This window comes from Albidovulum litorale (assembly GCF_025751495.1).
GTDB lineage: Bacteria > Pseudomonadota > Alphaproteobacteria > Rhodobacterales > Rhodobacteraceae > Albidovulum > Albidovulum litorale.
The window spans coordinates 1-26,217 of the sequence record NZ_JAOWKZ010000002.1; the positions used below are offsets into that span (position 1 = coordinate 1).

27 protein-coding genes are annotated in these 26,217 nt (G+C 62.1%); 14 read left to right on the plus strand and 13 right to left on the minus strand.

From position 1 onward, the window contains the following. Positions 1-223: 223 nt before the first annotated feature. The 4 genes from OEZ71_RS05815 to OEZ71_RS05830 form a co-directional block, all read right to left on the minus strand. On the minus strand, positions 224-442 hold the full coding sequence (locus tag OEZ71_RS05815; protein ID WP_263739015.1) for a tautomerase family protein: 219 nt from the start codon (positions 440-442) through the stop codon (positions 224-226). A gap of 537 nt (positions 443-979) precedes the next feature. Then, positions 980-1,546, minus strand: coding sequence for a class I SAM-dependent methyltransferase (locus OEZ71_RS05820; RefSeq protein ID WP_263739016.1), 567 nt, complete (start codon positions 1,544-1,546; stop codon positions 980-982). Continuing rightward, positions 1,539-2,534, minus strand: coding sequence for a P1 family peptidase (locus OEZ71_RS05825; RefSeq protein ID WP_263739017.1), 996 nt, complete (start codon positions 2,532-2,534; stop codon positions 1,539-1,541). The genes OEZ71_RS05820 and OEZ71_RS05825 overlap by 8 nt, the downstream gene beginning before the upstream one ends. Then, on the minus strand, positions 2,534-2,884 hold the full coding sequence (locus OEZ71_RS05830) for a cupin domain-containing protein (RefSeq protein WP_263739018.1): 351 nt from the start codon (positions 2,882-2,884) through the stop codon (positions 2,534-2,536). The genes OEZ71_RS05825 and OEZ71_RS05830 overlap by 1 nt, the downstream gene beginning before the upstream one ends. Positions 2,885-3,217: 333 nt before the next feature. Here OEZ71_RS05830 and OEZ71_RS05835 point away from each other — a divergent pair, with 333 nt between their 5' ends. The 6 genes from OEZ71_RS05835 to OEZ71_RS05860 all read left to right on the plus strand — a co-directional run bounded on the left by OEZ71_RS05835 (position 3,218) and on the right by OEZ71_RS05860 (position 9,707). Then, complete coding sequence (locus OEZ71_RS05835) at positions 3,218-4,423, plus strand: aminopeptidase P family protein (protein ID WP_263739019.1); 1,206 nt, start codon at positions 3,218-3,220, stop codon at positions 4,421-4,423. Between the two features lie 603 nt (positions 4,424-5,026). After that, positions 5,027-6,094, plus strand: a complete 1,068-nt coding sequence (locus OEZ71_RS05840; protein ID WP_318527807.1) for an ABC transporter ATP-binding protein — start codon at positions 5,027-5,029, stop codon at positions 6,092-6,094. A gap of 4 nt (positions 6,095-6,098) precedes the next feature. Then, positions 6,099-7,007: an ABC transporter permease gene (locus OEZ71_RS05845; protein WP_263739020.1), complete on the plus strand. Its 909-nt coding sequence runs from the start codon at positions 6,099-6,101 to the stop codon at positions 7,005-7,007. After that, the gene (locus OEZ71_RS05850; RefSeq protein WP_263739021.1) at positions 7,000-7,803 is read left to right on the plus strand and encodes an ABC transporter permease; all 804 of its coding nucleotides are present in this window, start codon (positions 7,000-7,002) and stop codon (positions 7,801-7,803) included. Before OEZ71_RS05845 ends, OEZ71_RS05850 begins: the two co-directional genes overlap by 8 nt. Positions 7,804-7,831: 28 nt before the next feature. Further along, the gene (locus OEZ71_RS05855; protein ID WP_263739022.1) at positions 7,832-8,857 is read left to right on the plus strand and encodes an extracellular solute-binding protein; all 1,026 of its coding nucleotides are present in this window, start codon (positions 7,832-7,834) and stop codon (positions 8,855-8,857) included. Between the two features lie 169 nt (positions 8,858-9,026). Continuing rightward, on the plus strand, positions 9,027-9,707 hold the full coding sequence (locus OEZ71_RS05860; RefSeq protein WP_263739023.1) for a GNAT family N-acetyltransferase: 681 nt from the start codon (positions 9,027-9,029) through the stop codon (positions 9,705-9,707). 30 nt (positions 9,708-9,737) lie between these two features. Here the strand turns inward: OEZ71_RS05860 and OEZ71_RS05865 are convergent, their stop codons facing one another. From OEZ71_RS05865 to OEZ71_RS05885, 5 genes are all read right to left on the minus strand, one after another. Beyond that, entirely contained in the window at positions 9,738-10,682 is a 945-nt protein-coding gene (locus tag OEZ71_RS05865) for a 3-hydroxyacyl-CoA dehydrogenase NAD-binding domain-containing protein (protein ID WP_263739024.1), read from the minus strand. Next, positions 10,683-11,480, minus strand: a complete 798-nt coding sequence (locus OEZ71_RS05870; RefSeq protein WP_263739025.1) for a carnitinyl-CoA dehydratase — start codon at positions 11,478-11,480, stop codon at positions 10,683-10,685. Positions 11,481-11,489: 9 nt separating this feature from the next. Further along, positions 11,490-12,524: an LLM class flavin-dependent oxidoreductase gene (locus OEZ71_RS05875; RefSeq protein WP_263739026.1), complete on the minus strand. Its 1,035-nt coding sequence runs from the start codon at positions 12,522-12,524 to the stop codon at positions 11,490-11,492. 200 nt (positions 12,525-12,724) lie between these two features. After that, the gene (locus OEZ71_RS05880; protein WP_263739027.1) at positions 12,725-13,408 is read right to left on the minus strand and encodes a DUF2270 domain-containing protein; all 684 of its coding nucleotides are present in this window, start codon (positions 13,406-13,408) and stop codon (positions 12,725-12,727) included. Between the two features lie 87 nt (positions 13,409-13,495). Then, positions 13,496-14,665 carry an arylsulfotransferase family protein gene (locus OEZ71_RS05885; RefSeq protein WP_263739028.1) on the minus strand — a complete coding sequence of 390 codons (1,170 nt, stop codon included), beginning with the start codon at positions 14,663-14,665 and terminating at the stop codon, positions 13,496-13,498. A 348-nt stretch (positions 14,666-15,013) separates the two neighbouring features. On the opposite strand from OEZ71_RS05885, the gene ccoG reads away from it, so the two are divergent. From ccoG to ccoS, 4 genes are read left to right on the plus strand one after another with little or no spacing between them, the layout of a single operon-like run. Further along, positions 15,014-16,441, plus strand: coding sequence for a cytochrome c oxidase accessory protein CcoG (gene ccoG / locus OEZ71_RS05890; RefSeq protein ID WP_263739029.1), 1,428 nt, complete (start codon positions 15,014-15,016; stop codon positions 16,439-16,441). Between the two features lies 1 nt (position 16,442). Continuing rightward, positions 16,443-16,898, plus strand: a complete 456-nt coding sequence (locus OEZ71_RS05895; RefSeq protein WP_263739030.1) for a FixH family protein — start codon at positions 16,443-16,445, stop codon at positions 16,896-16,898. After that, positions 16,898-19,081, plus strand: coding sequence for a heavy metal translocating P-type ATPase (locus OEZ71_RS05900; RefSeq protein WP_263739031.1), 2,184 nt, complete (start codon positions 16,898-16,900; stop codon positions 19,079-19,081). Before OEZ71_RS05895 ends, OEZ71_RS05900 begins: the two co-directional genes overlap by 1 nt. A gap of 9 nt (positions 19,082-19,090) precedes the next feature. Beyond that, positions 19,091-19,249 (plus strand): cbb3-type cytochrome oxidase assembly protein CcoS, encoded by a 159-nt coding sequence (gene ccoS, locus OEZ71_RS05905; protein ID WP_263739032.1) that lies wholly within the window; start codon positions 19,091-19,093, stop codon positions 19,247-19,249. A 6-nt stretch (positions 19,250-19,255) separates the two neighbouring features. On the opposite strand, the gene OEZ71_RS05910 is transcribed toward ccoS, so the two are convergent. Both OEZ71_RS05910 and OEZ71_RS05915 read right to left on the minus strand, forming a co-directional pair. Further along, positions 19,256-21,139 (minus strand): D-alanyl-D-alanine carboxypeptidase family protein, encoded by a 1,884-nt coding sequence (locus OEZ71_RS05910; RefSeq protein ID WP_412175610.1) that lies wholly within the window; start codon positions 21,137-21,139, stop codon positions 19,256-19,258. Positions 21,140-21,313: 174 nt separating this feature from the next. Next, positions 21,314-22,033 carry an HAD family hydrolase gene (locus tag OEZ71_RS05915; protein WP_263739033.1) on the minus strand — a complete coding sequence of 240 codons (720 nt, stop codon included), beginning with the start codon at positions 22,031-22,033 and terminating at the stop codon, positions 21,314-21,316. A 172-nt stretch (positions 22,034-22,205) separates the two neighbouring features. Here OEZ71_RS05915 and clpS point away from each other — a divergent pair, with 172 nt between their 5' ends. From clpS to OEZ71_RS05930, 3 genes are read left to right on the plus strand one after another with little or no spacing between them, the layout of a single operon-like run. Further along, positions 22,206-22,526, plus strand: coding sequence for an ATP-dependent Clp protease adapter ClpS (gene clpS / locus OEZ71_RS05920; protein ID WP_263739964.1), 321 nt, complete (start codon positions 22,206-22,208; stop codon positions 22,524-22,526). Positions 22,527-22,547: 21 nt separating this feature from the next. After that, complete coding sequence (locus tag OEZ71_RS05925) at positions 22,548-23,552, plus strand: class I SAM-dependent methyltransferase (protein WP_263739035.1); 1,005 nt, start codon at positions 22,548-22,550, stop codon at positions 23,550-23,552. A 42-nt stretch (positions 23,553-23,594) separates the two neighbouring features. After that, positions 23,595-24,404, plus strand: coding sequence for an SDR family NAD(P)-dependent oxidoreductase (locus OEZ71_RS05930; protein WP_263739036.1), 810 nt, complete (start codon positions 23,595-23,597; stop codon positions 24,402-24,404). Between the two features lie 2 nt (positions 24,405-24,406). Here the strand turns inward: OEZ71_RS05930 and OEZ71_RS05935 are convergent, their stop codons facing one another. Continuing rightward, positions 24,407-24,781 carry a hypothetical protein gene (locus OEZ71_RS05935; protein ID WP_263739037.1) on the minus strand — a complete coding sequence of 125 codons (375 nt, stop codon included), beginning with the start codon at positions 24,779-24,781 and terminating at the stop codon, positions 24,407-24,409. 27 nt (positions 24,782-24,808) lie between these two features. Beyond that, positions 24,809-25,153 carry a hypothetical protein gene (locus OEZ71_RS05940; protein WP_263739038.1) on the minus strand — a complete coding sequence of 115 codons (345 nt, stop codon included), beginning with the start codon at positions 25,151-25,153 and terminating at the stop codon, positions 24,809-24,811. Positions 25,154-25,326: 173 nt separating this feature from the next. Between OEZ71_RS05940 and hemF the strand changes: the two genes are divergently transcribed. Next, complete coding sequence (hemF, locus tag OEZ71_RS05945; RefSeq protein WP_263739039.1) at positions 25,327-26,217, plus strand: oxygen-dependent coproporphyrinogen oxidase; 891 nt, start codon at positions 25,327-25,329, stop codon at positions 26,215-26,217.

Here is a 26,217-nt window from a genome sequence, read left to right on the forward strand (position 1 = left end):
ATCAGCATCTTTCAATTCCATAGGCAAATTGAAGGTCTGATCATGATAGAACTCATCAAGCTTGTCACCTGCCATGCAAGGCAGAGAAGGGCCGTCACACAACGCGAGGATAATCGGGACTGAACAATCTTCCGAAAATTTTCTCAGATGTCGGCTTTGTCCCGCATAGGGGCCATTGAGCAGTTTTGGCCTAGCGTCCGCTCCGAGCCCTGTGCGTACTGGGCTAACCTTTGGTCTTCAACTCCAGAGCACTTTCGGTTGTCCAAACACCGTCAGCCCCGCCCCAATGCCCGCTCCTTACCTCGTGAACTCGGACAGACGTGTTGTCTTGCATCGTTTTGCCAGCCACTGTTCCGAAGGCTTTGGCCGTCTCACTTATCAGCTGCGCCTTTTCCTTTTCGGAGAAGACGCCCTCCAAAACGTGAATGTCGATCAGAGGCATGGGTTCCACTCCTTAGTCGGCATGTCGAGCCACCTTAACATGCAATGGGCGGTTCTGTCCGCAGTCCAGACATTCACCGCCCCCACACCGCCCCACCTAGCCGCCCCTAGACGACCACTCCTCCTCACCATAGCCTCCCCCATCCAGACCACTCCGCCGTCCACCAGCGGCCCAGAGAGTGGCCCTAGGTGGCAGTCTGGGACCAGTGGTAGCAGGGCAGCAGGGTGCAGCAGTAAAGCAAGCCCAGCGCCACCCAGAATGCCCCAGATAGTGCCCCAGTTTTAGCGGTCTCTGGCGGTTCTCGATTTTTTCCAACGGTGGGGAGGGAATCCTACCGCCCCAGCCACCCAGTTCTGTAAATCGAGACGGTGCGAGGTTGACCTCGGATAGTCGCGCGCTTTCAGCGACTTGCGTAGAGGGTGCGTTTGCGCAGACCGCCACGGCGCCACGAATGAGGGCCTAAATGGCCAGAAGTCTGCGTCTGGCTTTTTTATGATACGAGGTGTGGGAGAGTGCGATCAGAGCGAGCCTCCGTTACTAAACAGCCCAAGATGTCCGGAAAACTCTGACGACGGACACCCAATGCACATCGTTCCATGCCTCGATCCGACCAAGTTCGGGGGCGTCCAACTGGCGCCGCGATAGATCGGGACGCCACTCCTCCCATTCCCTCACCGCCGGGTTGCGGCTGTCGAAGATGAACCGGCCAGAAGGGGCAAGGTGGCGGGCGATGGTGGCAAGGCATCGGGCGCGGTCTTCGGCGGTCAGGAAGACCTGAAAAGCATGGCCGGTCATCAGGATCAGGTCGTAGCAGCGCCCAAGATCAACCGACCGTGCATCGCCCTGCACCCAGTTGACCCGCTCCGCCCCGGGTTTGGCCCTTGCGATATCGAGCATCGCCGCAGCCGGGTCGAGCGCGGTGACCTCTGCCCGCGTCTCCGCCCCGATGCGCACGGCCAGCGCCCCGGTCCCGCAGCCGAGATCAAGCACTGATCCGACGTCCCGCGCGAGGTTCAGACAACAGTCACGATCCGCGCCCCAGCCCACGTCGAGGTCATAGAAGCGGGCCAATCGCGCATCGTGGTAAAGCGGGTCTTCAGCCATTGCCGAAGCGCTTTTGCCAGGTCGGGACGCGGTCGCCCGGCCGTGCATTGGCCTCATAGATCGCACGGGCAATGGCGCGGGCAAGGCAGCAGGCGGCGGCGTGGCCGATCAGGAACGCATCGGCATGAGGATCGGTCAGGGGCCTCGCCCCGGTCGCGGCGGCGAAGACCAGATCACCGTCGAAAGGCGTATGGGCCGGTACGATGGCGCGGGCCAGCCCGTCATGGGCGGCAATGGCCATCCGCGTCGCCTGCGCCTTGTCGAGCGCCGCATCGGTCGCGACGATGGCGATGGTCGTGGCCTCGCCTTGTCGTTTCGACAGAGCCGGTTCCGCTGCCGGATCGTGCGCCACGGCAGGGCCTAAACCGCCGAACTCCGCACCGATTTCCGAAGGTGCCGCCCAAAAGTGAGGGCCGGTGCCTGCGGTCACCGAACCGATGGCGTTGACGGCTACCAGTGCCCCCACGGTGATGCCGCTCTCCAGCACGGCCGACGCCGAACCAAGCCCGCCTTTCAGGTCATGGGTCGTGGCGCCGGTCCCGGCCCCTGCCGTGCCTATCCCGAACGTCACATCAGCCGCATCGAAGGCCGCGCGACCGAGCGCGCGATAGGGGTTCTCCGCCCAGCCTTTGTCGCCGCCGTTGAGAAGATCGAAAAGGATCGCCCCCGGCACGATGGGCACCTTTTGATCGCCGACAGCAAATCCCCGCCCCGCCGCGCGGAGCCCGTCGGCAACACCGGAACAGGCGTCGAGGCCAAAGGCCGAACCGCCCGACAGGACCAGCGCATCTACCTCGGCCACCAACCGGTCGGGCGCCAGAAGATCAGTCTCCCGCGTGCCCGGCGCGCCACCCATGACATGGACCCCGGCGACGAAGGGGCGGTCGCCCACCAGAGCCGTCGCGCCCGAGCGCAGACGGTGATCCTCGGCATTGCCGACGTTCACGCCGGCGACATCGGTGATCAGATTTCGCAGCCCCGGGCGCATCAGATATGCGCCTTGGCCGCAGCCGTCGCCGCATCGCCGGTATTCGGCGTGCCCTGCGGTTCGATCAGCATGACCTTCGCCTCCTGCTCGGCGCGCGGCCGGTGCCGGACGCCTTTCGGCACTACGAACAATTCCCCCGCCTTAAGCACATGCGTGTCATCACCGACATCCAGCATGACCTCGCCTTCGATGACCAGAAAGAAATCGTCGGTATAGGGATGGTCATGGAACGGGAACTCCCCCTGAAACTTCACAACCATGATGTCATTGCCGTTGTATCCGGCCACAACCTTAGGGTCCCAGTGCGTGTCGAACATGGCGAGCTTCTCCGCAAGATTGACCACCCTCATCAAAGCCTCACTTTCTGTCCTGAAATACTCCGGGGGTCCGGGGGCAGCGCCCCCGGCTTCCTTACAGTTAGCTCTTCAGGCGGATGATTTCATCTGCTTCGTCAAAGCCAAGTACCAGGACGGTGTCCAACAGGCGACACCAGCAAGGGTCGTTTTTGGACTAGCCCCCACGGCGTGCGATGCGCTAGACAGCGCCCGAGCCCGTGGCGATGGCGTCGCCGCAGGGGCAAGATGCCCCGCCGCTTGCGGAGAAATCCGCCGCAGTCCTGTACGCCGGGACCTTTCGGGGTTCCCGTGCCACTGGCCGGACCCCAACATGTGAGGTCTGAACGAATGACGGAACGTCCCCAGCAATACCGGTTTCATCAGGGCACCAAGGTCCTGCCCTTCGCCGCGTCGGAATATGATCAGCGGCTTGGAGGGTTGCGCGCGATCATGGACGCCCAGGGCGTCGATGCGGTCGTGCTCACCTCGATGCACAACATCGCCTACTATTCGGGTTTCCTCTACTGCTCCTTCGGGCGGCCCTATGCCCTCGTCGTGACCGCGACCGAGGATGTGACGATCTCGGCGGGTATCGACGCGGCCCAGCCCTGGCGGCGCAGCCATGGCGACAACATCACCTATACCGACTGGCAGCGCGACAACTACTGGCGCGCGATCCTGTCGGTGACCGGTGCCGGCAAGGTGATCGGCTATGAGGCGGATCACCTGACGCTTCTTCAGTCCGACAAGCTCAAATCCTTCCTCTCGCCGTCGAAGACGGTCGACATCGCCCCCGCGACGATGAAGCAGCGCATGCACAAATCGGCCGCCGAAATTGCGCTGATCAAGCATGGCGCCAATGTCGCCGATGTCGGCGGCTATGCGATCCGCGACGCGGTCAAGGTCGGCGCGCGCGAGATCGACGTGGCCATGGCGGGCCGTGATGCGATGGAAATGGAGATTGCGAAGCGCTTCCCCGATGCCGAATACCGCGACACCTGGGTCTGGTTCCAGTCGGGCATCAACACCGACGGCGCCCACAACCCGGTCACCTCGCGCGAATGCCAGATCGGCGATATCCTCAGCCTCAACACCTTCCCGATGATCTCGGGCTACTACACCGCGCTCGAACGCACGATGTTCGTGCGCGAGGTGGATGCGGCCTCCCTGAAGATCTGGGAAGCAAACGTCGCCGCCCATGAATACGGGATGAGCCTCCTGAAACCCGGCGTGTCCTGCGCCGAGGTCACCGCGAAGATCAACGACTTCTTCGAGGAACGCCAGCTTCTGCAATACCGCACCTTCGGCTACGGCCATTCCTTCGGTGTACTCAGCCACTACTATGGCCGCGAAGCCGGGCTGGAACTGCGCGAGGATATCGACACCGTGCTGGAACCCGGCATGGTGATCTCGATGGAACCCATGCTGACCATTCCCGAAGGCCAGCCCGGCGCAGGCGGTTACCGTGAGCACGACATCCTCGTCATCACCGAGGGCGGTAACGAGGATATCACCAAATATCCCTATGGGCCTGACTTCAACGTCGTCGGCTGATCATTTCGGAAAGGCGCCGCGAAAGCGGCGTCTTTAATTTTCGCTATATCCGTGCAGTTGCTTTGAAGGCTCACATCACGGAACATGCACGCGTTCCAACCGCTTCGATCATACTCGGCTTTCCCCCAACATGGTTAGGGACAGGACGCGCTGAGATGCTGTCCCTTGGAGTGGTGTAGCTGGCGCTCATCGTCACCGTGATGGTTGGCGCGGGCCTGCTTGATCGGGATGCCATTGTGGGCAGGCTGTCGTCTGGTTCAGGGATTCGTAATCTGAAAAACAATGAGTCTGGAGCCTGAGCCCAAACAGAGACCAAACCATTGCCTCCGTTACAAACGCCTCCAAAGCCCGAAAACCCGGACCACGGACACCTCTTAAGTACGGTAAGGTCAATGACTTCAGTCTGACGGAACACTGGCCGTGCGGCTTCGCCAGAACACGTTCGAGGTGCCGCTCGTCACTCGACCAACTGATGTTGTTTCTGATTTTCTTACTTGACCAAATGGCAACGGGCGCCATGACGCAAAGACACCCGTTCTAATAAATTTCTTGCTTATTCACGGCACCTTCGTCCATCGTGCTCGCAAGAATTGGGGGGAGCAGGTGCCGGCGGACGCGGTGATCGAGGCGCGCGCAGCGCGTAAAGTGTTTAGAACTGGCCAGCAAACGGTCGTGGCCCTGAACGATGTCTCAATTGCCATCCGCAAGGGTGAGTTTTTCACCTTGCTCGGACCGTCCGGCTGCGGGAAGACGACGCTCCTGAGATTAATCGCCGGGTTCGAGACACCGTCCTCCGGGCAAATCCTGCTCAATGGCAACGACATCACCGATGCGCCGCCGAACCTTCGGCCGGTAAATACCGTGTTTCAGAGCTATGCGCTGTTTCCGCATCTGACTGTGCGTCAGAACGTGGGTTTCGGTCTTCAGATGCAAGGCGTCGCCGCGTCCGAAATCACAGACAAGGTGAAGCGGGCACTATCGCTCGTCCGTCTGGAAGACCTCGCCGACCGCAAACCGCAACAGCTTTCGGGCGGTCAGCAGCAGCGTGTGGCCCTTGCCCGTGCGCTTGCGCCATCACCCGAGGTGCTGCTTCTGGACGAACCGCTTTCGGCGCTGGACCTCAAGCTGAGAAAGGAGATGCAGTCCGAACTCAAGCGGCTTCAGCACGAGCTTGGCATCACATTCATCTTCGTCACCCACGATCAGGAAGAGGCGCTGACGATGTCCGACCGGATCGGTGTGATGAGCAAAGGTAGCCTGCTTCAGATCGGTGCGCCGCGGGAAATCTACAACCACCCGGTAAACCGTTTCGTCGCGGACTTCATCGGTGAAACGAACCTGATCCCCGCGGAGGTACGAAACGCCAAGGCGACGATCGTGCGCAACGTATCCATACCGGTCGATCCGGCATCCCCTGAAGGTGCGCACACGCTTGCAGTGCGGCCCGAACATGTCCGGATCGTTCCGGTCAGTGGGGACGTTCCATTGACGGCGAAGGTCGGCGAGTCCGTGTATTTCGGCACTGACAGCCACATCCAACTACTCTTGGCAGATGGCACGGAGATCATCGCCCGTCATCAGAACGAGGCGACCGGCGGCGAAGTGCCGCCGCCCGGCACAGAGGTAGGTGTGGCTTTCGCGCCCGGCGCGGTCCAGGTTCTCGAGGATTGATGCCATGAGTACGGGCGAAACGAAAGAAGCACGACGCGACGCCCGCAACACCTGGCTTCTGTCTGCGCCGGCGCTGATCATCCTGACGCTTGCAGCGGCAGGCCCGCTTTTGATCATGCTGGTCTATTCTTTCCTCGAACCCGGCAAATACGGCAATGTGGTATGGGAGTTCTCGACCGGCGCATGGGTCAGCACGGTCCTGACACGCGACATCTTTGACGGTACCTACCATCTCGCCGACGCGCACCTGACGATCTTCTGGCGCTCGGTGAAGCTGTCGCTGATCACCACGATATTCACCTTTATCGTCGGGTTCCCGACAGCCTGGTTCATCGCCACGCGATCGGCGCGGGCGCGTACCGCGCTTCTCTTCCTGATCACCATTCCGTTCTGGACCAACCTCTTGATCCGGACCTTCGCGATCAATCAGATCATCCGCAACGAAGGCATGCTGAATACCTTCCTGCTGTATCTCGGTGTGATCGATGAACCGATCCTGATCATCTATTCGGATTTCGCGGTCTTCCTTGGCATGACCTATGTTTACCTGCCACTTATGGTGCTGCCGCTCTTTGCCGCGATCGACCGGTTCGACATGCGGCTGATCGAGGCCGCCTACGATCTTTACGCGTCAAGATTGCAGGTGCTACGCCGGGTCATCCTGCCGATCGTGAAGCCCGGCATCATCGCCGGTTCGATCCTGGTCTTTATCCCTGCGCTCGGGGCCTATGTGACGCCCCGTATCCTTGGCGGCGGCCGCAACATGATGATCGGTAACTTCATCGAGCTTCAGTTCGGGCAGGGCCGCAACTGGCCGCTTGGCGCCGCACTTTCCGTTCTGCTGCTCATGATCGTGGCGATTGCGCTCATGTTCTACGTCCGCGCCGCGAACAGGGATGCACCCCATGGCTAGGCGCGACTTCTCCGCATCCCGTATTCCCGGCTTCGCCACGGTCGCGATACTGGTTTTCTGCGCGCTCTATGCTCCGATTGTCATACTCGTTGCCTATTCCTTCAACGTCGGCGACAGCATCGCGATCTGGGAGGGCTTTTCGTTCAGATGGTACCCGATCGCATGGAACAACGAACAGGTTCGTGAGGTGACGATGCGTTCGCTGACCGTTGCGACGATTGCCGCGCTAATCGCGACGACCGTGGCGACATTGGCAGCCCTCGGCACGACGCGCCGTCGGAAAACCCGCGGGCAGACGTTCATCTACCTGATGATCAACCAACCGCTGATGGTGCCCGAGATCGTGACCGCCGTCGCGCTTCTGATTTTCTTTGCTTCGATCAAAGTTGCGACCGGCTATCAGGGGCTCGCCTACCTCATCGCGGCGCATACGGCGTTCTGCATCCCGTTTGCCTACCTGCCCATCCGGGCGCGGCTTGAAGGAATGGACACGACTCTTGAAACCGCCGCAGCCGACCTTTACGCGACGCATTGGCAGACATTCCGGTTCGTCACGCTGCCCCTTCTGATGCCGGGCATCATTGCCGGGCTGATGCTGGCGTTCGTGACCTCGCTCGATGACGTCGTCATTACCCTCTTCGTGAAATCGGCAGGTCAGGATACCCTGCCGACCTACATGCTGGCAAAGATCCGGCGGTCGGTTTCGGCCGAGGTCAATGCGATCTCGACCCTGCTTCTGCTGCTGACCGTTGTTCTGTTGACGGCATTTTTCTTGCTCACGCGGAAACGGGAGTAAGACCAAGACCAACAAGGAGGAAAATATAATGAAGAAAGTACTCTCTGCCGTCGGCATCCTGCTGGCCAGCACAACTTTGGCCTGCGCGGAAGGCGAGCTGCAGTTGTTCAACTGGGGGGACTATACCAGCCCGGACATGATCAAGAAGTTCGAGGAACAAACCGGTATCAAGGTAACGATCACCGACTACGACAGCAACGACACCGCGCTGGCCAAGATTGAGGCGGGCGGTCACGGCTTCGACCTCGTCGTACCGTCCAACAGCTGGGTGCCGATTTTCATCGAGAAAGGGCTCGTCCAGGAACTCGATCTTTCGAAGATCCCGAACCATGCGAACATCGACCAGCAATGGCTGGAATCGCCCTATGATCCGGGTCGTAAGTATTCCGTTCCGTGGCAGTGGGGGTCAACCGGTGTCGCGGTGAACAAGACCGCCTATAGCGGCGACATCAACACATCGGCGATCTTCATGGACCCGCCCGAAGAGCTTGTCGGCAAGGTCAACGTGACGCCCGAGATGAACGACGTCATGTCGCTCGCCCTTTGGTATGTCGGCGGCGAGCCTTGCACCGAAGATACAGAAGTTCTGAAGAAAGCCCGCGATGCCCTTATGGAAGCCAAGCCGAAATGGCTTTCGATGGATTACGGCATGACCGAAAAGATGGCCGCGAATGACGTGGTGGCCTCGGTCTACTGGAATGGCGCGATCTTCCGGGCGCGTCTGCAGAACCCCGATGTCGTCTATGGCTACCCGAAGGAAGGTTATCCGCTTTGGATGGACCAAGTGATGCTGCTCTCTGACGCGCAGAACGTCGATGAGGCGCATCAGTTCCTGAACTTCATCGCAGATCCTGAAAACGCAGCGTTGATCTCGTCCTTTGCGCGTTACGCGAACGGTATCGCCGGTTCCGATGCTTTCATGCCCGAAGACATGAAGACGGCGCCTGAAATCGTCGTGGCGGACGATCTGAAGGCGGCCGGGCAGTTCCTTCCGACCTGTTCGCCCAAGGCGCAGGAATACTATGCGGCCATCTGGACCGAGCTGCAGAAGTAAACGTCACGCGCAACTGAGCGGGATAGCCGGGGGGTAATTCCCCCGGCTTTTTCATGATACCGGTATTGCTGAGATCGACCAAAAATCTGAACACTGGTCGCGGAAGATGTTCAAATTCGCAGCGGCAGAACTGAACCGTCGGGAAAAGTTGTAAAAGGCAAAGCGCCAGATGTTGAAAACAGGTTTCCCCCAAGCCCGTAAACGCGTCTTAGACGGCACCCTTGTTCGACTGGAGCCGCTGTCAGCCACCGCCCACGCAGATGACCTTTTCGAAGCAGGTCATGTTCCCGATCGGGATCAGAAATACCGCTACCTGCCGGATGCCCCACCGGACGATCCCGCAATCATTCGCGAATGGGCGGAACGGGTCGAGACCACCGAAGATCCGATGTTCTTCGCGGTCATCGACAAGGCAACGGGAAAGGCCGTCGGGCGGCAAGCCCTGATGCGGGTCGATGCGGTGCATGGTTCGGCTGAGATCGGTCACATCTACTGGGGTCCGGCCATGGCGCGCAGCGCCAAGGCGACCGAGGCACTGTACCTGTTCATGCGTCATGTATTTGAGGGTCTCGGCTATCGCCGGTTCGAATGGAAATGCGACAACGCCAATGAACCTTCGAAGATCGCGGCCAAGCGGTTTGGCTTCACCTTCGAGGGCCTGTTCCGACAGCATCTCATCATCAAGGGCCGGAACCGCGACACGGCGTGGTTCTCGATCATCGATCGTGAATGGCCTGCCCTGAAGCGGGCCTACCTAAGCTGGCTCGCCCCGGAGAACTTCGATGCGGACGGGCGGCAGAAGCGGTCTCTTTCCGAACTGACGGCGAAAGCCCTCTCCGAAACCCGCTGAGCAATTCCTCGCAATTCCGCTCTGTGTGTCCTATTCCCGCGCCGTCCTTATCGCATTCAGGACAGCAACGATCTCGCGATCGCGCTGGGCCGCCATCTCCTCAAAATGCCGACCAGCGGCGATTTCATTGCACCCGTCCACCATGCGATCGCGCAGGTCCTGCGTCAGTTCCGGCGCTTCCAGCCGGGTCCAGGGCCATTTCAGCGCCGGGCCGAACTGGTCAAGATTGGTGGCCATGCCGCCCTCGCCGCAGGCGACGTGGAAGGCCATGCACTGGCCCTGCACCGCCATACGAGGGGCCGGACCGTTCATCAGGGCATTGTCGATATCTTCGGGTGTCGCCTCGCCATTTGCGACCATGTGCAGCGCCTCGCGCCATAGCGCCTCTTGCAGCCGCGTCGCGACGAAGCCGGGGATTTCCTTTTTCATGATCAGGGGCGCCTTGCCCGCGACCTCATAGAACTTTGCCGCCCATTGAACTGCCGCCGGATCGGTTCTCTTGCCACCGATGATCTCAACCAATGGCAGCAGATAGGGCGGGTTGAAGGGATGGCCGATGACGGTGCGTTCGGGCGTCGGGCAATCCTTCTGGATATCCGTCATCATCAGGCCGGAGGTGGATGAGGCGATGACGCAATCCTTCGGCGCGACCTCCCCCAGTCGCTTGTAGAGCGCCTGTTTCAACTCAAGCCGCTCGGGCGCGCTTTCCTGAATGAACTGAGCGTTGCGGACGGCTGCGTCCAGATCGGTGGTCACCGTCAGCCGGTCACGCGATGCGCCTTCGACCAGACCCAAAGCCTCTAGGCTGATCCAGCCGGTGTCGATCACGGCCATGAGCGCGGCACGCTCGGCCTCGGAATGGATATAGGCGGTGACGTCATAACCGCGCGCAAGGAAATGCGCGGCCCAGCCGCCGCCGATGGGCCCGGCGCCGAGCGTGGTAACGCGGGTCACAATGGAAGGATCGGGATACATCTATTTCCCCTTGAAAACGGGATCGCGCCGTTCGACGAAGGCCGCCACGCCTTCCTTCGCGTCCTCTGAGGTCAGCATCTTGCGGTAGGTCGGCAGCTCGCCTTCCCGCATATGGGCGAAGGCCGCTTCAAGCGGCTTGCACTCGATCTCGCGCTGCACCTCTTTGACGGACTGCATTGCCAAGGGTGCGGACCATGCGATCTGGTCGGCCCATGCGCGGGCAGCGTCCATCAACTGGTCCTTCGGCACGACCTTGTTGATCAGCCCGTAATGCGCGGCCTCACTGGCCTTCATCCTGCGGCCCAGCAGGAACATCTCCATCGCGATATTGTGGGGGATGCGGCGGGGCAGGCGTTGCAGGGCACCGGCATCGGGGACGATGCCAAGGGGCATTTCGGGCAAGCCAAACTCGACATGCTCGGCGGCGATGATCAGGTCGCAGGCGAGCGCGATCTCAAACCCCCCGCCGATGGCAAGACCGTTCAGCGCGCAGATCACGGGCTTGTTCAGCGTCCAGTTCTCGGTCAGCCCGGCAAAGCCGCCGTCGCCGTAATCCTCCTCCCACCAGTTATCCAGCTCCATCTCGCCCTTGTTCAGCGCCTTCAGGTCCCAGCCTGCGGAAAAGATCTTTTCCCCCGCCCCGGTCAGGATCGCGCACCAAAGGTCAGGATCGTCGCGCAGTTCGGCAAAGGCCCGGCCCATATCGCGGCTCATCTCGATATCGATGGCATTGACCTTGGGCTTGTTCAGCGTGACTTCCAGCACCCGCCCCCTGCGGGTGGTTTCAACATGAGACATGGGGTTTCCTTACGAGAATGCGGGGATGACTTCGTTGATGAACAGCTCCAGCGAGCGCTTCTGTTCCGGCAGGCCGAGGCCGAGGCTGGCATAGTAGATGAACTCATCCACGCCGATCGCCTCATATTGCTTCAGCTTGGCGATGACCTCGTCCGGCGTGCCGAACATCAGGTTGTCGTGCAGCATCTTCGGATCGTATTCGGCGCGGTTGCCGAGGTCTTCGAAGGGGATCTGTTTCGGGAACCCGTCCTTCACGTCGCCGAGATTCTTGAAGAGGTTCTCGAACTGGCCAAGCTGACGCTGGGCGGCTCGGACCGGGACCATCCAGTCCTCTTTCCGGTCATAGAGCGCGGTGTGGCGCATCATCGCCATGACCGGGCGTCTGGCGCCGGGATGGGCCGCCATCGCCTCGTTCAGGCGGCCCATATAGGTCTCGGCCTCATCCATGCCGCGGGTCAGGGGCCAGGACATGATGTTGCAGCCTTCGCGCACGGCGTAGTCATAGGTGATCGGCGCGCGGGCGGCGACCCAGACCGGCACCTCCTTCTGCACCGGTTTCGGCACGGCGGTGGCGGTCGGGAAGGACCAGAATTCGCCGTTGTGTTCGTAGTCACCTTTCCAGAGTTCTCGGACGCAGGGCAGCATCTCCTGCATGTAACGCCAGGCGTCCGACTGCTTCAGCCCAGGCGCCATGCGGTCGAATTCGCGCTGATACGCGCCCGAGCCGATGCCGAATTCCAGCCGCCCGCCCGAGATGAGATCGAGGAACCCGGCCTCACCCGCCAGCTTGATCGGATGCCAGTAGGCGGCCACGGCCACGGCCGTGCCAAGGCGGATGCGGTCGGTGTTCTCAGCCCACCAGGCGAGGATCGAGAACGGGTTCGGCGCGATGGTCATTTCCAGCGCGTGGTGTTCCGCCGCCCAGACGATGTTGAAGCCGCCCCCGTCGGCCATCTGCACCATCTCCAGCGTGTGGCGCGCCACGTCCTTCATGTCGAGCGATGCGTCCATCCGCTCCATATTGATCGCCAACTGGAATTTCATCCCGTCCCTCCCCGGATCGTCCACACCTCCAATGTTCGCCGCTTCAGGGGCAGCAGCTGTCGAAAATTCGACGCCGCAAGCGGTTTTTCGTCAAAGCATCTGTTGAAGGGCGAGGCCAATGTTACGGTCGACTGACTGGTGTTCAAAGCGAACCGACCACTTGACGCGGATTAGGCGGATAAGTAGGTCGCGAACCGCACTCAGCCCATGGTCGGCAGACCACCCCGTTCATCCGCACGGCGCGCGTCGCGGCGGCCGACCCAGATGGCAAGCGCCACCCAACTGGCGATATAAAGCGCACCGATCACCAGAACCGCCTCACCCGGCACCAGCGGCCCGATCCGGGCACGGTGGATGAAATTTTCGAGCGATGAGACCGGGAAAGGATGCACGATCAGCTTGCCGATGTAAGCCATCGCCTGAATAAGCAGGATCCACAGGTAGTTGTGCCTGACCCGCCGCGCGATGGCGACCATGAAGGTCACATGATAACGCGGCGCGTAATAGTCATCGGCCAGAACATCGGGCCAGTCATCCTCAGTGTGCAGGTCTCCATCGCGCAGCATGGCGACGTAGAAGAACCGCTCCATCCAGCGTGATCTTGCTCGGAAGACGTTGAAATAGCGGTAGCGCCGGGCCTCCAGCGCCAGAAAGAGCATGATCAGGACACCGACCAGCAATAGGGGAACCGGTGAGGCCGTTGGCGCGGAAAAGGTGATCGACAAGGCCACTCCCAAGGTAACGACCGACCAGTTCGTCGTCGTATCCAGCCGCGTTCGCCAGACGGTCGAACGATAGACCTCGGCCCGGTAAAGATGGGCAAGTGCACCGATTTCGGCGGCGGAGAATTCTTCGGACTTCCGTGCCTGACGTTTTTCGGACATGGTCGCGCTCCCCCTCGCGACACCCGCGCTGGCTGCCGCGGTTTTTCCTCGTTCATTTGAGCGCCGGAGGGCCCTAACCGGCAAGGGTTAATTGCAAGATTTTCCTGCAAAATCGCCGTAATCTGCAGGATAGCGGCCGATATCGAGGACCCAGCCCACATTCTCCGCATCCCAGCCGTTGACATAAGACCAGACAACATCGCCCGCAGGGGTCACTTCGAATGCCCGCCCGGCATCGGTTTCGGCGATCAGAAGGTTGCCATTCGCCAGGCGCTGAAACTTGCCACGATAGGGCGTGTAGAACGTGTTCTGCGCGTCGCCGCGGTACAGCGTTCTGTGCGTTCCGTCCGCCGGGTCGATGGCAAGGATGCGGCTGCCACCATGGACGCCGGGATAGCCGTCGGGAGCGTTGATCGACGAAAGCGGTCGATTATCCAATACGGAGATGGTGCCGTCAGGTTCGAAATTGGGGTCGTGCTGGCCAATAGTCGGACCCGCCGAAATCCACTTGATCTCATGCGTGGACCCGTCGAGGACCCAAAGTTGTTTGAGATTACGCAAGGACACGAGGATGTCGCCCGCGTTGAACGTCGGAAAAGCAGACGCGATCGCAGCGCTCAGAACCTCGATATCGTTCAGATGCACGACGTCATCCTTCAGCCGGTACATGTCCTGGATCAGGCCGATCCTGTCGGACTTTTCAATCGCTTCGACGAGGTCAATTTCGGACAGTTTGGCCCCGGTTTCCGGGTCGAAGGAGGCAATGCGGTCGACACGGAATATGACATTAGCCAAAGTGGGTTTGTCGTACTCAACGACCCCGGTCGGGGCCCAGAGTACACCGCTCTCATCGGCGAAGATGGAATGATGTGTCCGGTCTTCGTTCATCCACTTTACGCGCCCGCAGGCGTCGAACCGGACCATACCGCGGCCGTCCAGATTGGCGACAACATCTCCGTCAGGGAAAAGCAACGCACCGTGAATCAGCGCGTGGTAGCGGTGCTCCATTTTCTCGGGCGCGATCTTGAAGAAGTCGATGGGCCAATCGTAAAGTAACTGCCCGTCCGCCCCAAACAGCCTAAACCCGAGACGCTGGCCGAAAAGACCGGAGATAAATGTGACGCCCGGCTCCATCCTGGCAGGATCCGCGATGGTGACCCCGTCCTCGGGATACCAGCGTCGGCTGAGATGCTGATCAGGCCGTGATTTAAAAGCAGCGACGGCAAGTGACTTGATCTGCCCGGTGGAGTCGATCACGTTTTTAAGTTGTTTTGCTGGTGGCAACGACTGGACGCCCAGAAACAAGCCTAACATGAACAACAGGAATGCAACCCCGACCACTCCGATGATCCTTGTGAAGCCCCGTCCTTTTTCCAGTTTCATAAGCCGCTCACGAATTCACTTCCCGACAGGACATAGACCGGAGCGCCGCCGATTCAAACCAAATTGGGCATCGAATAGGAATGACGCCGTCAATTCGGGGCAAATTCGCGCGGATTGACGCGTTTGCTGCTCCGCCGACCACAACGACACTTGATCTGGGTCAAGGTTGGGGCGAGCCTGCCCTGCAATAAGCGGCGCGCGAACAGTCGGATATTCACGATCATGAATGAGATTCAGGACCCGCCGAAGCTCTATGCCGCGCGTGAACCGGTCTTTCCCCGCCGGGTTAGCGGACCATTTCGCAATCTGAAATGGTGGATCATGGCCGTTACCCTCGGCATCTACTACCTGACGCCATGGATTCGCTGGGACCGGGGTCCAAACCTGCCTGACCAGGCCGTGCTGGTCGACATGGCCAACCGGCGATTCTTCTTCTTCATGATCGAGATCTGGCCAGACGAGTTCTATTTCATCGCCGGTTTGCTGATCATGGCGGGGCTCGGCCTTTTCCTCTTCACCTCGGCGCTCGGCCGGGTCTGGTGCGGCTATGCCTGCCCGCAGACCGTCTGGACCGACCTCTACATCCTTGTCGAACGCTGGGTGGAGGGCGACCGCAACGCGCGTGTGCGCCTCTGGAATGCTAAGTGGGATGTCCGCAAGTGGCGGCTCAGGCTGACGAAGTGGTTCATCTGGCTTCTGATCGGCCTCGCGACCGGCGGAGCTTGGATTTTTTATTTCACCGACGCGCCGACCCTTGCGGTCGATCTGGTGACCGGCAACGCCCATCCCATCGCCTACACGACGATGGCGATCCTGACCTTCACCACCTTTTTCTTCGGCGGCTTCGCCCGCGAACAGATCTGCATATATGCCTGTCCATGGCCGCGCATTCAGGCCGCGATGATGGACGAGGATACGCTGGTCGTCGCCTATCGCGACTGGCGGGGAGAACCGCGCGGCAAGCTGAAGGCGGCTGAGGCCGACGCCCAGCAGGGCGATTGCATCGACTGCATGGCCTGCGTCAATGTCTGCCCGATGGGCATCGACATCCGCGAGGGCCAGCAACTGGAATGCATCACCTGTGCGCTGTGCATCGACGCCTGCGACGAGGTGATGGACCGCATCGGCAAGCCGCGCGGCCTGATCGGCTACATGGCTTTGAAGGACGAGACTGCCGAACGCGCGGGCGGGCATCCGAAGAATGTCTGGAAGCACATCTTCCGCCCCCGGACGATCCTTTACACGACGCTCTGGTCGCTCGTGGGCGTCGCGATGATCGTCGCGCTTTTCATCCGCTCGCCCATCGACGTGAACGTCACGCCCGAACGCAACCCGCTTTTCGTCACGCTCTCGGACGGATCGATCCGCAACACCTATACCCTGCGGTTGCGCAACAAGCATCCTGACGACCGGCCATTCCGGATCTCGATCAGTTCGGACGCGCGTCTGAAGCTGGCGCTGGAAGGGAGCGAGACACTGGAGGTGATCGTGCCGGCCGATGCAACGCTCACCCAGCGGCTATACATAACGGCACCGGCAGGCACGTCGGGCGCGACAACGGAACGTAGCGACATCCGGCTCTGGATCAGCGATACTGTCGGCAACGACAGGGTTTCTGCCGATACGGTCTTCAACGGAAAGGGCCAGTGAGATGAAGAGCGAACTGACGGGCCGCAAGGTTCTCGCAATCACTGTTTCGGCCTTTGCCGTGATCATCGGCGTCAATGTGGTCATGGCGGTTCAGGCGGTCCGGACCTTTCCCGGACTTGAGGTCAAGAACTCCTATGTCGCGTCGCAGATATTCGATGCCGAACGCGCCGCACAAGAGGCCTTGGGCTGGACCCTGACCGAGAACTACGAGGGCGGCGAACTGCGCCTGTCCTTCCGCGATACGGCCGGTTTGCCGGTGAAGGTGGAGAAACTGTCTGCCACGATCGGGCGTACGACGGAGGCGGCCAGTGATCTGGTGCCAGTTTTCGCATGGCAAAACGGCGACTATGTCACCGCCGCCGATCTGGGCCCCGGTAAGTGGATGATCCTTCTCGAAGCCTTTGCCGCCGACGGAACCCGGTTCCATCAGCGCCTTGACCTTTTCGTGGCAGGCTGATGTCAGCGGGCGCGCCATCGGTATCGGCCTGCCCCGCCTGTGTCGCGGCGCCTGCGGCTGAGGCGGTAGCCGAACGCCGGGCCGCGAAGGAGGCGGGGCTTGTCCTGTCGCTGCCGACCGCCCATTGCGCCGTCTGCATTTCCGATGTCGAGCGCACGCTCTCCACGATCCCGGGGGTACGCTCCGCGCGGGTGAACCTTACACAGAAACGCGTCTCGGTCGCTGCCGCCCCCGGCGTGACGGCGGACACGATGATCGCGGCGCTGAAGACCATCGGCTATCCGGCGCATGAGCTTGACCCGGGCCTGCTGTCGACGACAGAAACCGACCGCGCCGGGCGCGATCTGCTGATGCGGCTCGGCGTCGCCGGCTTCGCGATGATGAACATCATGCTTCTGTCCGTGGCCGTCTGGTCAGGGGCCGAGGCCGCGACGCGTGATCTCTTCCACTGGATATCGGCGGCCATCGCGCTGCCGGTTCTGGCCTTTTCCGGTCAGCCCTTCTTCGCGTCGGCCTTTGCATCCCTGAAGGCGCGCAGGCTGGGGATGGATGTGCCGATCTCACTCGCGCTGATCCTTGCCTCCTCGATTTCGCTCTACGAAACCTTCGCGGGTGGCCATCACGCGTATTTCGACGCCGCCGTCTCGCTTTGTTTCTTCCTGCTCGCAGGCCGCTATCTCGATTACCGTTCACGCGCCGCAGCACGGTCGGCAGCCGAGGAATTGGCCGCACTCGAAGTGCCGCGTGCGGTCCGGATCGCGGGCGGGGTGGAAACGACCGTGCCCATCGCCGAACTGTCGGTCGGTGATCTGGTGCGGGTGAAACCCGGCGCGCGAATGCCCGTAGACGGCATCGTGACCGAGGGCGCGTCCGAGATCGACCGCTCGCTGCTAACAGGGGAAACTCTGCCCGTTCGCGCGGGTGAGGGTAGCGCGGTCAGTGCCGGTGAGGTCAACCTGACGGGTCCCCTGACCTTGCGGGTAACCGCTGCGGGGCGGGACACGTCGCTCCACCGGATGGCGGATCTGGTCGCCGTCGCCGAAAGTGCGAAGACCCGCTACACTTCGCTCGCCGACCGGATGGCCCGCGCCTATTCGCCGGTCGTGCATATCATGGCCCTCGCGGCCTTCTCGACCTGGCTCTACCTGACCGGCGATCTGCGCCTTGCGGTCAACATCGCTGCGGCAGTGCTTATCATTACCTGCCCCTGTGCGCTCGCCCTCGCGGTACCTGCGGTTGTGACCTCGGCCTCGGGCAAGCTTTTTCGCAAGGGACTCCTGATCAAGGACGGCACCGCGCTGGAACGTCTGGCCGAGGTGGATACGGTCGTCTTCGACAAGACCGGCACGCTGACCATGGGCACGCCCGAACCCATCGACCTCGCCGCCCGTCCCCGTGCCGATCTGGAAACCGCCGCCGCGCTCGCCGCCGCCTCCGCCCATCCGCTGGCCGGGGCCCTGAGCCGGACACTTGGCGAAATGGGGATCACCCCTGCTGCGGTCACCGACATCCGCGAGGTTCCGGGCTACGGGATCGAAGGGCGGCTGAACGGGAAGATCGTCCGGCTCGGCCGTGCCGAATGGGTGGGCGCGAAAGCCGCCGAAGGCACCGCGACCTATCTCGCCACAGGCACCGGCCCCGCCCGCGCCTTCACCTTCACTGACCGCCCCCGCCCCGGCGCGGCAGAGGCCATCGCCGCCCTAAAGGCGGCGGGCAAGCGGGTGATCCTGCTTTCGGGGGATACCGAGGTGCCAGTCGCGCGCCTCGGGCGCGACCTTGGCATCGACGAGTGGCGGTCCAGCCAGCGCCCCGAAGAGAAAGCGGCGCGTGTCGCGTCGCTGCACGAGGAGGGCGCGCGGGTTTTGATGGTAGGCGACGGATTGAACGACACCGCCGCCCTCGCCTCGGCACATGTCTCGATCTCGCCCGCGACGGCGCTGGACGCCGCGCGCGTGGCGTCGGACATCGTGCTGCTGGGGCAGGACCTTTCGCCCCTGTCGGACGCGATCCGCATCGCCGGTCAGACCCGGACCCGGATCAAGCAGAACTTCGCCCTGTCGCTTGCCTATAACGCCATCGCCGTGCCGGTCGCACTTCTGGGTTTCGCCACGCCCTTGATCGCGGCACTCGCAATGTCCACATCCTCGATCACCGTGTCGCTCAACGCGCTCAGGCTGAAGTAGGACCCATAGATGGAAATGCTCGCGCTCCTGATCCCGGTCTCGCTGTTTCTCGGCGGGGTTGGGCTGGTTGCCTTCCTCTGGACGCTAAGACACCGGCAATATGACGACCCGGATGGCGACGCGCATCGCATCCTCGGCGACGACTGGGACGACCACCCCAAGCCTTGATCCTTCTCAGGGACCGACCACCGTGCATTCGGTCTGCCGCGCCTGCAACCGGCGGCAGGCGAGCGCAGCCATTTCCTCGGTCATGCCGACGAAATTGGCGTCATACCCACCACGGCGGGCGACCACCTTGCGCAGGCTTTCCTCAAGCGTGTTGGTCTCGATCAGCGCGGTCTGGAGCAGCTGGCGCTCGGCATTATAGCGCGACGAGAAATGGCCGACATTGATCGACCACTGACGCCCGCCTGAGGTGGAGACACGGGTGACAACCTCCAGCGGCTCCTCGGTCTCCGGCTCTTCCGCCGCAAGCGAGGCGAGCACGACCTGTTCGGGTTGCGGTTCGGTCGATTGTGCCGTGCCGTTCTCTGAAACAGTTGGCTGCAGCAAGGTCGGCTCAGCCGCTTCTGCGGCCGGGACCGCCTCGACGAGCACAGTTTCGGTCGCAGGGACGGGTTCAGCCTCGACGGTCGGAGCGGGTTCCGCTTCGGTCAGGGGTGCGGCGGCCACAGCCATGGCGAGGGCCATGGCGATCGCGTCATCATCCTCGGCAGGCGTGGCCTCAGCCTCAGGCGCAGACGCAACGGTCGGATCGACAGCGGCCAGGGTTTCGGGCTGCGGTTTGGTCGACTGCACAAAGGCCGGTTCGGCGGGCTCCTGCGCAGCGGCCAGTTCGGTTTCGGCCTCAGCCTCGGTGCCGGCAGCAACCTCAACCGCCGCTGTCGCCGCATCCGTTTCCGTCGGCACAGCCTCAGCCAAGGCCTCGGGCTTCGGTTCAGGCCGCGCCGCAGCGGTCGAGGCCGGTTGTACCTCGGCAACAACCGTTTCGATCGCGCCCTGCATTGCGATCAGAACGTCTTCCGGTGCCGGGGCTGCGGCGGGCGTCGGGCGCGGCTTCGGGCGCGGGCTGACTTTCACGGCGGTGTTCAGGCGGATGACCTTGCCCGCCGGCATCGTCGTCGAGCCGGTCACCGCCTCTGCCAGAATGCGCGCGGCCTCATCGTCCTTCTCCTCGACCTCGGCGACATAGACGGGACGCGCGGGTTTCTGCACGGCGACCCGGTTCGGCGCCTTGCCGAAACCGAGATCCATAAGCTCGGCCACCCGGGCGTTGCGCGTCGCGGTGGACTTGCCGCCGAAAACCGTGGCGATGATGCGCTTGTTGCCGCGCTGCGCCGAGGCGGTCAGGTTAAAACCAGCCGCCGCCGTATATCCGGTCTTGATCCCGTCCGCGCCCTTGTAGGCTGCGAGGAACCGGCGGTTGGTATGCGCAACACGCGCCACCCCGGCATCAGCCGTCGTGCGGGAGAAGAGGTTATAATACTGTGGGAAGTCGTAGAAGACGTGGCGCCCGAGCGTCGTCATGTCGCGTGCGGTCGACAAGTGCCCCTTGGCGGTCAGGCCGTTCGCGTTGACGAAGGTGGTCCGAGTCATGCCCAGTGCCTTGGCCGTCCGGTTCATGCGCTTGGCGAAAGCAGGCTCCGACCCTTCAATCGCCTCGCCGATCGCAGTCGCGGCATCGTTCGCCGATTTGATCGCAGCAGCCCGGATCAGGTAGCGCAGCGCAATGGTCTGACCGGGGCGCAGCCCCAGCTTCGACGGCGGCTGCGAAGCGGCATGTTTGGAGATCGTGACCTTGCTGTCGAGTGTGATTTCACCCCGCTCGATCGCCTCGAAGGCAATGTAAAGCGTCATCATCTTGGTCAGCGAGGCCGGATGCAACCGCGTGTCGGCGTTGTCCTGATGCAGGACCTCGCCCGTCCGGGCGTCGATGACGAAATCGGCATAGGGTGCCGCGATGGCAAGCACCGGTGCGAATACGCAGACGAGTGCGAACGCGACAGCTATCAGAGTGCGATGGACGCACTGCCCCGGACAAGCAACCACCTGTCTCACCTTTATCCTGCCTCACGCCCCGGTCATTGGTGCCGGAACTTCTTTGATTTGCTCGACGATAACATAGGCAGATCAATGCGAAAACACTCTTAATTCAACATCTTTGCCGATTGTGTCCTTGATCGATGTCGCCCTGGCTTAGATGAAACCCGCCTGCGCATATATGGTAGCGCGTCAACCGTCGGCCACAAAATCTTCCTCAATTCTGGCCACAAGCGCCTGAAGCTTTCCCAGATCGGACAGAGTGCGAAACCGCTCCTCGCCCTCCGGGGGCGCCTCATGTTCCAGCGCCCAGGTCAGATCATGGGGGACATGAACGCCCCATCCGCCGATCCGCAGAACCGGCAGAACGTCCGATTTCAGCGAATTGCCCACCATCATCGCGGCGTCCGGCGAAACACCGTGGCGGTGGAAGAGAGAGGAGTAGACCGGGTCCGTCTTGTCCGACACGATCTCCACCCCGTGGAACAGGTCACCCAGCCCTGATTGCGCCAGCTTGCGCTCCTGATCGAGCAGATCACCCTTGGTGATCAGCAATAACCGGTAGTCGTGCCGCAAAGCCTCCACCGCCTCACCCGCATGGGGCAGAAGTTCGATCGGATGGGCGAGCATCTCCTGCCCCGCCGCGATCAGTTCGCGGATCACGGTGGCCGGTACGCGGTCTTCGGTTACCTCGATGGCGGTCTCAATCATCGACAGGACGAAGCCCTTAATGCCGAACCCATAATGGCCAAGATTGCGCCGCTCAGCCGCCAGGAGCCGCTCATGCAGATGATCGCGCGGCGCATAATCGGCGAGAAGTTCGGCAAACCTTTCCTGCGTGAGCTGGAAAAACCGCTCGTTATGCCAGAGCGTATCGTCGGCATCGAAGCCTATAGTGGTGAGTCTGGGCATGGTCGTCTCCGCAGCGCCAGTCTGACGCGTTGGGGCAATCGCTTCAATCCGCGACATTGCTACCCTTTTCTCAAACGCCTGAGGGATTATATTGGTGATCTGAACCCACTGCGCCCGATTCCGGTTGCCGTGCCTGAAGGAGTTTTATCGCTTGCCCTTGCGCCCCATCCTCATGTCGGACCGCAAAGACGGCGATTCTCCGGATGCGGCGATCATCACCAAGACACGTCCGAAGACGCAGCGCCCGCCGCTCTACAAGGTCATGCTGCTGAACGACGACTACACGCCGATGGAATTCGTCGTCCATGTGCTGGAGCGTTTCTTCGGCATGAACCACAGTCAGGCTTTCGAAATCATGCTGACGGTGCACAAGAAGGGTCTGGCGGTTGTCGGCGTTTTCTCGTTCGAGGTGGCCGAGACCAAGGTGGCGCAGGTGATGGACTTTTCCCGCAGGCACCAGCATCCGCTGCAATGCACGATGGAAAAGGAATAGGGCGGCGCGCCCGGTGCCCAGATGAGCCATCCGAGACTTTCTCTCGCGCTTGAGGGCGCAGAACCGTTGCCCGCATCCCGCTGGCTGGTGGTCGGGCCGGTGGCCGATACGGATCTGTCCGCCCTGCCCCCGAACACCATCGTGGCCGTACAGGGGTTCCGCCCCGATCACGATGCTCTGGCGGCGCGGGGGATCCGGGTCGTTCCCGATTTCGGGTCGGCCGGGGACAGCTTCGATGCCGCGCTGGTGTGCCTGCCCCGGTCGCGGATGGCGGGACGGGCATGGATTGCGTCGGCAGCGGACCGTGTGACCCCTGGTGGCACGATCTGGGTGGATGGGCAAAAGACCGACGGCGTCGAGTCGATGCTGAAGGACGTGCGCGCAAGGGTGCCGGTAACGTCGTCCCTGTCGAAAGCGCATGGCCGGATATTTTCCTTTGCCGCCGGTCCGGAATTTGCCGACTGGGCGGCGGAGGATCAGCACCCCGCCCCCGGCTTTATCACCCGGCCGGGCGTCTTTTCGGCCGAAAAGATCGACCCCGGCTCGGCGCTGCTTGCAGCCGCCCTGCCCGCCGGGCTGAAAGGCCGCGTCGCAGATCTCGGCGCGGGCTGGGGCTGGCTTTCGACGCAAGTTCTGTCGCATCCGGGCGTGACGGAACTCCATCTGATCGAGGCCGACCATGCCGCGCTCGACTGCGCCCGGGCCAATATCAGCGACCCCCGTGCGCGGTTTCACTGGGCGGACGCGACCCGGTTCCACCCCGAGGCACGCTTTGACGCGGTGGTGATGAACCCGCCCTTCCATACCGGGCGCGCGGCCGAACCCGCACTTGGCGTGGCTTTCATCGCGGCGGCGTCAGAAATGCTGGTGCCGTCCGGGCGGCTCTTCATGGTCGCCAACCGGCACTTGCCCTATGAGGCTGTACTCTCGTCGCATTTCCGCGATGTCTCGGAAATCGGCGGCGATGGCGCATTCAAACTCTTCAGTGCCGCCCGCCCGGTGCAGGTGCCTCGCCCGCGCCGCTGAAATCCTCTAACCTGCGCCAACAGAATCAAACCCGGACCGCTCATGTCCCTTTCCATTTCAGGCAAGACCGCCATCGTCACAGGCGCCGCGCGGGGCGTCGGCCTCGCCATTGCCCGTCATTTCGTCGATCTCGGCGCCAAAGTCATGTTCGCCGATGCCGACGAGGCAAGGCTTGCCGAAGAAGTCGGCGCCGCGGCGGCGGAAGAGGGCAATGTGCGCTGCTTCGGCGGCGATCTGAGCCAGAAACTCACGCTCGCAAACCTGCTTTCGGCGACAATCGATGCGTTCGAACGGATCGACATCCTCGTCAATGCCAGCCGGGGCGTCGTCACCTCGGACCCGCTCAACCCCGATGACGAGGCGCTCGAGGCGATGCTTGCGCAGAACCTCGTGACCTCGCTCAAGCTCAGCCAGATGACCGCGAAGCGGATGATCGCGCAGGCCGAAAAGGAAGGGCGCGAAGAGGGGCCGGTCGGCTCCATCATCAATATCTCGACCCTTGCCGCCCGACGTACGCAGCCCGAGCTTCTGGCCTATTCGGTATCGGCCGCCGCCCTCGATCAGGCGACGCGGTCGCTTGCGGTGGCGCTTGCGCCGGAACGTATCCGGGTGAACGGCATCGCGCTGGCCAGCGTCATGAGCGCGAGCCTGCAGGCGAGCCTCAAGGACAATCCGGACTGGCGCGGCACGATCACCGACGCGACACCGATGCGCCGAATTGCACCGCCCTCGGAACTGGCCGAAGTCGCGCAGTTCCTCGCCTCGGACGGGGCGGGTTTCGTCACCGGCCAGATCCTGACAGTCGACGGCGGCCGCAGTCTTATCGACCCGGCACCGGTTCCCGCCTACTGATCCTATTCGGGGTATTTGGCCCGGCAGGCGGCAATTTCAGCCTGCGCGCTTTTTACAAGGGCGGCGCGACGGCTCTTCAGACCTTCAAGCTTGCGGGTTTCGACCTCCGGGTCGATCGCAACGGGGCGCTTGACCGTGTCGAAAACCGGTTCAAGGCACATCCGGCGATGGGGTATCTGACCGATGAAATCGTCGCAGCGTTGCCAGACATGGCGAACGACTTCCCGCTCCTCATAGGCGTAGCCACGGGCCAGATTGGCTTCCGTTTCGGCAATGAGCTGGTCGAGGGTGCGGACTTCCTGCGTGGCCCGGCGGATGCATTGTTCCTGCGGCGTGCCGCAGGCAGCGAGTGCCGCCAGCAGGAAAAGTGGGATCAATCTCGGTATCGGCATCGGTTCCTCGGGTCAGCTTTTTCCACAGGAGGCGAGAAGCGCATTGATCCGGGCACGCAACGCATCCCGACGGGCTTCAAGTGATCTCAGTTTCCTCTGCTCGGCGGCACTGTCAATGGCCACCGCCCGGCTGCGCGTCCCGGGATCGGTACAGAAGCTCACCCCGACATGGGACTGACGTCCACCCAGGCAGAAGTTCACATTCGCGCCGCTGTCCTGACGTTCCATTGTATAGCCCCGGTCGATCCGGGCCCGGGTTTCGGCGATCAGCTCCTCGACCGTGCGCAATTCCCGCTGCTCGGGTCCCGCGCATTTCGTCACGGGGTCAGTCTCGCAGGCGGTCAGCGCAAGGGACATCAAGACAAAGGCGGTTCGTGGACTTGGCGGCATTGGGCAACTCCCGGTAATGGCTACACGTCTGACAATACGCCACATTTCAACCCCGGCCAAATCACGAAACAACCGGGCCGATCTGGCGGGGAATACGGAAAGATGCTAGGCGGGATCGGGTAAAAAGAGGTGCGATCGGAATGACCCGGCAATTCGAACCACAGAAGGCACGGGCAGCGGCCTGGTTCCGTGCGCTGCGCGACGAGATCCTTGCCGCGTTCATGGCCATCGAGGACGCGCATTCTGCCGGGCCTGCCTCCGACCTCGCGCCCGGACGGTTCGAACGCACGCAAACTCAACGCAAGTCTACCCATGGGGAAGATGCGGGCGGCGGCTGCATGAATGTCATGCGCGGGGGGCGGGTCTTCGAGAAGGTCGGCGTCAATGTCTCGGTCGTGCACGGAAATCTCGGTGCCCGGGCGCAATCGGCGATGGCCGCGCGCGGTGTGCCGGGGATGGAAACCGATCCGCGCTTCTGGGCCTCGGGCATCAGCCTTGTCGCCCATATGCGCAACCCCAATGTCCCGGCCGTTCATATGAATACCCGCATGTTCTGGACGCCGCACGCCTGGTGGTTCGGCGGCGGGGCCGATCTCAATCCCTGCATCGAATATGAAGACGACACGAGCCATTTTCACGCGGCGCTGGCCGCGGCCTGTGACGCACATGATCCGAGCTATTACGGCCGCTTCAAATCCTGGGCGGACGAGTATTTCTTCGTGCCACACCGGGGCCGTGCGCGCGGGGTCGGTGGCATTTTCTTCGACGATCTGAACACCGGCAATTGGGAGGCCGATTTCGCCTTCGTCCAGTCGGTCGGAAAGGCGTTCCTGCCCGCCTTCCTGCCACTGGTCGAACGCAGGCGCAAAACACCGTGGAGCGACGAAGATCGCGACACCCAGCTTGTCCATCGCGGACTTTATGCCGAATACAACCTTGTCTACGACCGGGGCACCAAGTTCGGGCTGGAGACCGGGCACGACGCCAATGCGGTGCTGATGAGCCTACCTCCGCTCGCGAAATGGGTCTGA

Coding starts and splice junctions, on each gene's coding strand:
- OEZ71_RS05815 (WP_263739015.1), bottom strand. CDS start 442: ATGCCTCTGATCGACATTCACGTTTTGGAGGGCGTCTTCTCCGAAAAG.
- OEZ71_RS05820 (WP_263739016.1), bottom strand. CDS start 1,546: ATGGCTGAAGACCCGCTTTACCACGATGCGCGATTGGCCCGCTTCTAT.
- OEZ71_RS05825 (WP_263739017.1), bottom strand. CDS start 2,534: ATGCGCCCGGGGCTGCGAAATCTGATCACCGATGTCGCCGGCGTGAAC.
- OEZ71_RS05830 (WP_263739018.1), bottom strand. CDS start 2,884: ATGAGGGTGGTCAATCTTGCGGAGAAGCTCGCCATGTTCGACACGCAC.
- OEZ71_RS05835 (WP_263739019.1), top strand. CDS start 3,218: ATGACGGAACGTCCCCAGCAATACCGGTTTCATCAGGGCACCAAGGTC.
- OEZ71_RS05845 (WP_263739020.1), top strand. CDS start 6,099: ATGAGTACGGGCGAAACGAAAGAAGCACGACGCGACGCCCGCAACACC.
- OEZ71_RS05850 (WP_263739021.1), top strand. CDS start 7,000: ATGGCTAGGCGCGACTTCTCCGCATCCCGTATTCCCGGCTTCGCCACG.
- OEZ71_RS05855 (WP_263739022.1), top strand. CDS start 7,832: ATGAAGAAAGTACTCTCTGCCGTCGGCATCCTGCTGGCCAGCACAACT.
- OEZ71_RS05860 (WP_263739023.1), top strand. CDS start 9,027: ATGTTGAAAACAGGTTTCCCCCAAGCCCGTAAACGCGTCTTAGACGGC.
- OEZ71_RS05865 (WP_263739024.1), bottom strand. CDS start 10,682: ATGTATCCCGATCCTTCCATTGTGACCCGCGTTACCACGCTCGGCGCC.
- OEZ71_RS05870 (WP_263739025.1), bottom strand. CDS start 11,480: ATGTCTCATGTTGAAACCACCCGCAGGGGGCGGGTGCTGGAAGTCACG.
- OEZ71_RS05875 (WP_263739026.1), bottom strand. CDS start 12,524: ATGAAATTCCAGTTGGCGATCAATATGGAGCGGATGGACGCATCGCTC.
- OEZ71_RS05880 (WP_263739027.1), bottom strand. CDS start 13,408: ATGTCCGAAAAACGTCAGGCACGGAAGTCCGAAGAATTCTCCGCCGCC.
- ccoG (WP_263739029.1), top strand. CDS start 15,014: ATGAATGAGATTCAGGACCCGCCGAAGCTCTATGCCGCGCGTGAACCG.
- OEZ71_RS05895 (WP_263739030.1), top strand. CDS start 16,443: ATGAAGAGCGAACTGACGGGCCGCAAGGTTCTCGCAATCACTGTTTCG.
- OEZ71_RS05900 (WP_263739031.1), top strand. CDS start 16,898: ATGTCAGCGGGCGCGCCATCGGTATCGGCCTGCCCCGCCTGTGTCGCG.
- ccoS (WP_263739032.1), top strand. CDS start 19,091: ATGGAAATGCTCGCGCTCCTGATCCCGGTCTCGCTGTTTCTCGGCGGG.
- OEZ71_RS05915 (WP_263739033.1), bottom strand. CDS start 22,033: ATGCCCAGACTCACCACTATAGGCTTCGATGCCGACGATACGCTCTGG.
- clpS (WP_263739964.1), top strand. CDS start 22,206: ATGTCGGACCGCAAAGACGGCGATTCTCCGGATGCGGCGATCATCACC.
- OEZ71_RS05925 (WP_263739035.1), top strand. CDS start 22,548: ATGAGCCATCCGAGACTTTCTCTCGCGCTTGAGGGCGCAGAACCGTTG.
- OEZ71_RS05930 (WP_263739036.1), top strand. CDS start 23,595: ATGTCCCTTTCCATTTCAGGCAAGACCGCCATCGTCACAGGCGCCGCG.
- OEZ71_RS05940 (WP_263739038.1), bottom strand. CDS start 25,153: ATGTCCCTTGCGCTGACCGCCTGCGAGACTGACCCCGTGACGAAATGC.
- hemF (WP_263739039.1), top strand. CDS start 25,327: ATGACCCGGCAATTCGAACCACAGAAGGCACGGGCAGCGGCCTGGTTC.